Source organism: Ruegeria sp. BHSA123, assembly GCF_059613425.1.
Map to the genome: position 1 here is coordinate 1 of NZ_JBXWSL010000122.1, position 4,806 is coordinate 4,806.

The window sequence follows — 4,806 nt, forward strand, 5'->3', positions numbered from 1 at the left end:
CCTGCGCACGAATGGCGGCTGGCGGTATCGTCTGGCACAGTTCAGCCATAGGCTGGGAACCTTGTTCGAGATCCGGTTCAAGATCTACAAAAAGAAATTCTTTATGAAGTTCCTGAACAATCTGATCACTCAGATGACGCCTTTTTTGTTTTATTCGGTGGGCGGATACCTGGCGATCACGGGCGAGGTGACAGTAGGTGCATTGGTTGCCGCGTTGGGCGCGTACAAAGACCTTAGCGGGCCCTGGAAAGACCTTCTGACCTACTACAACCAGGTACAGGATATGTCCCTGCGATGGGAAGTGGTTACTGAAAGATTTGCCCCGGACAACATGATTCCCGAAGAGCTGTTCATCGGTGAGCCGGAAACCATTCCGCATCTGACCGGTGATATCGAATTGCGCAATGTGACCGTACGCGATGGCGATGGCAAAACCATTCTAGAGGATATTGATCTGACTATCCCACGTGGCGCGCGTGTGGCGATTCAATCCACCCATGCGTCGGAACGCAGTGCATTGGGCCAGTTGCTGACCCGCGAGGTTCTGCCTGTTCAGGGCGATGTGATCATAGCTGGCCACAGGCTGGACGAATTGCACCAATCAGTTATCGCGGCCCGGATCGGTTATGCCTATTCACGCCCGTATCTGTTTGACGGGACTTTGGGCGATAACCTCATGATGTCATTGCGCACCCATCCACAGCACGAGGCAGATGCCATAAGAACCCCGTCCCGTCGTCAGATCGAGTCTGTTCGGGCCGGTAACCCACCAGACTCGCTGGAAGATGAGTGGATCGATCCGGGACTGGCCGGTCTGGACGATATTGATGGAATACGTGATTGGTGGTTCCAACTGGTGGAAGCCATGGGGATTGACGAGTTCATGTTCCGGCGCACTCTGCGCACCCAGTTTGATCCAGAGATACACCCGATACTGGCACAGGAAATAGTCAGGCTGAGAGACTCCATCGCTGAACGGTTGAAGGCAAAAGGACTGGATCGGTATGTTTATCGGTTCGATCCCAACCAGTTCAACCCGGCTGTCCCGCTTGGGGGAAACCTGTTGTTCGCGGCACCGTCGCGCGACATCTCTCCAGACATTCTGGCTGGCGACGCGCGGTTTGTACAATTGCTCAGCACCCATGATCTTGCAGATGACGCGATCAGCATATCGAATGCCGTCATGGATACTCTTGGCAAGACATTTGGGCGGGATGGGGCTGACCATCCCCTGTTTCTGCGGCTTGGCATGTCCAAGGACATGTATCATCGGCTGCTTGACATCCAGGACCGGCGCAAAGCCAAAGGGAATGCTGCGCTGAGCGATCAGGAGCGCGCCTTGCTACTGACAGTGCCTTTCCTTCTGACCGCAGAACAGATCGGTCCTGATTTCCCAGAGGAATACAAGGAAAAAATCCTTGCTATCCGCAAGACCCAGGCTGAACGGTTGCGTGGTGCAATGGACGGTTTGTTCATGTCTGTGGCGCCTGACATCTATGTGCCGCGCCTGACCGTGATGGAAAACGCGATCTATGGCCGGATATCTTTGATGGCAGGTGCCCATGCCGAAGATATCGAAGACATCGTTGCAGAGGCCATGAACGAAGCCGGTCTGCGCCGTCGAGCAGCGGCCATTATTTATGACCTTCCGTCCGGGCTGGGCGGCAACAACCTTCCAACCGTGTTTCAGGAGCGTGCCGCTTTTTCGCGCGCAGGCATCAAACGCCCCGACATTCTGATCCTGGACAAGGCGTTGGCCAGCCACGACTCGGAAAGCCGGTTGCGCACGCGCCTGAAACTGCGGGAGTTGCTGCCCGATTCCATCATGATTTTCATGGAGGATCATTTTGCGCACCCCGAAGCCTATGACTTGTTTGTAGAAATAAAGGATGGACGGATCGACGGCGTCTCGCGGAGCAGGCCAGCGCATGAGGACAGCACTTCGGACGATCTGAGCCGGAAACTCGAGATCCTGTCAGCAACGCAGCTGTTTTCTGGCTTGGATGGCAGAAACCAGCGGCTGCTGGCGTTTTCGGCGCAATGGTACGAGGCCAGCGCCGGACAAGTCATCTTTTCCCGCGGTCAGGCGCCGGATGCGGCCTATTTGTGCATTTCAGGACAGGCCAAACTGGATTGGTCCAACGAGGATGGAACGAAACGGACAATCTCGATCATAGAACCCGGACGGCTCATCGGCGACCTGTCCATCATTACAGGGGAACCACGGCAGCTGGATCTGGTCGCGACGGAAGATAGCAGCTTCTTGCGTATCGGCGCAGAAGAGCTGCGTGCCGTTGTTGAAAGCGATGCTTCGGTCGCTATGCAGTTGCTGCAGACGGTTGCAGGGTATCTGACGACGCTCTCGAACAGGATCAGCGTGGCCCAGAACGCCGAAGACATGTTTCCGCCCGTGACAGATGAAACGGCGCAGGAAGGTATTGGTAAGAATGCCTAGAGCGTATTCGGCTCATGCGCGTTTGGTCGAAACAGCCCGCGCCAGACCCGAACTCTGGCGTCTTTTGCTGGGGCTGGCATTGATCGCCGCGCTGGTCAGCGTTTTGAACCTGGTGTTTTTTACCGTGATCACGGGGTTGGGCCCAGCGAAGTGGGGTCAGGAACTTTTGCAAGGCAACACACCTTTGGCGCTGCTTCTGATGCTGGCCAGTTTCGGGTTCATCATTCTTGGCGTGGCAGTGGCCGCGCGTCAGCTTCAGCACCGATCTTTGCGATCAATTTTTGGCCAACGGGGTCTGGTTGCGGCCCAATTTCTGAAAGTGCTGAAAGCCCTGCTTATCTTGGGCGCCGTCGGTGTCTTGCTGCCGCCCTACGGCTTGGGGGAATCTCTGTCAAAGAATCTGCCATTTTCAACTTGGCTCTTGTTGCTTCCGGTCTCGGTATTGGTTGTCCTGATTCAGACCAGCGCCGAAGAAGTTCTGTTTCGAGGGTACATTCAGCAAGCTCTTGCAGCCAGGTTTCAATCGCCCGTCATTTGGATGGGGGTTCCGTCTGTTTTGTTTGCCGCCGGCCACTACACACCGGAACTGGCAGGAGAAAATGCAATTCTGTTTGTGCTTTGGGCATTAATATTTGGGTTGTTTGCATCCGATCTCACAGCGCGATCAGGCACATTGGGGCCAGCTATCGCCTTGCATTTCTTCAATAACATCATCGCATTATTGTTCATTTCTTTGCCAGATAACTTGAGTGGGCTGGCGCTTTTCTCGCTTCCGTTCGATGCATCTGACGCCGAACGGCTTCGTCCCTGGCTGATGGTGGATTTGGCTGTGATGTTCGTATGCTGGCTGGCAGCGCGGCTTGCGCTCAGGCGTTGATTGCATTTCTTCCCGTGGCGTCTTATTTGACGTCAACACCGCACAAGCCAAGGTTCCGACATGAACTGGATCACAAACTACGTCCGCCCCCGGATCAACTCGATCTTCTCTCGCCGCGAAGTGCCCGAAAACCTCTGGCAGAAATGTGACGAGTGCGGAACGATGCTGTTTCATCGTGAACTTGCGGAAAATCAGAACGTCTGTACCCAATGTGACCATCACATGGCGATTACCCCACGCGAGCGATTCAATCACCTGTTCGACGGCGGTATTTTCACTGAGGTTGCAGTGCCAGCCCCCAAAGACGATCCCTTGCATTTCCGCGACCAGAAGAAATATCCCGAGCGTATGCGAGCGGCGCAGAAAAAGACCGGCGAAAAAGAGGCGATGCTGGTTGTCAAAGGAGAAATCGGGCGCACGCCTATCGTTGCAGCAGCGCAGGATTTTTCCTTCATGGGCGGATCAATGGGCATGTATGTGGGCAACGCGATCATCGCGGCCGCTCAAGAAGCGGTTAAGCTAAAGCGCCCACTGATCCTGTTCTCGGCAGCTGGTGGTGCGCGGATGCAGGAAGGCATACTCAGCCTGATGCAAATGCCGCGCACAACCGTAGCCGTCGAAATGCTGAAAGAAGCGAATTTGCCCTATATCGTTGTGCTGACCCATCCCACCACCGGTGGTGTGACGGCGTCATATGCGATGTTGGGCGATGTCCACATCTCTGAACCGAACGCGTTGATCTGCTTTGCCGGTCCCCGAGTTATCGAGCAGACGATTCGCGAAAAGTTGCCCGACGGCTTCCAGCGGGCCGAGTACCTGCTGGATCACGGGATGCTGGACCGTGTCACCAAACGTACCGAGATGCGCGACGAACTGATCACCATCACCCGGATGCTGATGAACCAACCGCCGGCGATCAAAGGTGATCTGCCAGCACCGATCCCGGATGAAACGGCCAAGGTCGCGCAGGCCGAAGAGACCGGAAAAAAATGAACACCAAGACATCTGACGCCATCCTCGACCGGATGATGGCGCTGCACCCCAAGATCATTGATTTGACCTTGGACCGCGTCTGGCGATTGCTGGCCGCTTTGGACAACCCGCAGCTCAAGCTGCCTCCAGTTATCCATATTGCCGGAACCAACGGTAAAGGCTCGACCCAGGCCATGATCCGGGCGGGCTTGGAAGGGGCAGGGCGTTCCGTTCATGCCTACACTTCGCCCCATCTAGCGCGATTTCACGAACGTATCCGGTTGGCGGGCGAACTGATTTCGGAACCCGGCCTGACCGCGGTTCTGGATGAGTGCTACGCGGCGAATGGCGGCGAGAACATCACGTATTTCGAGATCACAACCTGCGCCGCCTTGCTGGCCTTCTCTCGCTGCAAAGCAGATTACACTCTGCTCGAGGTCGGTCTGGGCGGACGGCTTGACGCGACAAATGTGATTGATGAACCGGCGGTGACAGTCATTAC

Annotated in this window: 4 protein-coding genes; all 4 read left to right on the forward strand. The window is 55.7% G+C overall.

Translation table 11 applies throughout. The features are described from left to right. Positions 1-2,455 (forward strand): cyclic nucleotide-binding domain-containing protein (locus tag AC2FNC_RS20075; RefSeq protein WP_496716460.1); only part of this gene is annotated, 2,455 nt, incomplete at its 5' end. Next, positions 2,448-3,332, forward strand: coding sequence for a CPBP family intramembrane glutamic endopeptidase (locus tag AC2FNC_RS20080; protein ID WP_496716461.1), 885 nt, complete (start codon positions 2,448-2,450; stop codon positions 3,330-3,332). The genes AC2FNC_RS20075 and AC2FNC_RS20080, both read left to right, overlap by 8 nt. A gap of 60 nt (positions 3,333-3,392) precedes the next feature. After that, entirely contained in the window at positions 3,393-4,325 is a 933-nt protein-coding gene (gene accD / locus AC2FNC_RS20085) for an acetyl-CoA carboxylase, carboxyltransferase subunit beta (protein ID WP_480477200.1), read from the forward strand. Further along, positions 4,322-4,806: bifunctional folylpolyglutamate synthase/dihydrofolate synthase (locus AC2FNC_RS20090; protein WP_496716462.1), on the forward strand; the 485-nt coding region annotated here is incomplete at its 3' end. The genes accD and AC2FNC_RS20090, both read left to right, overlap by 4 nt.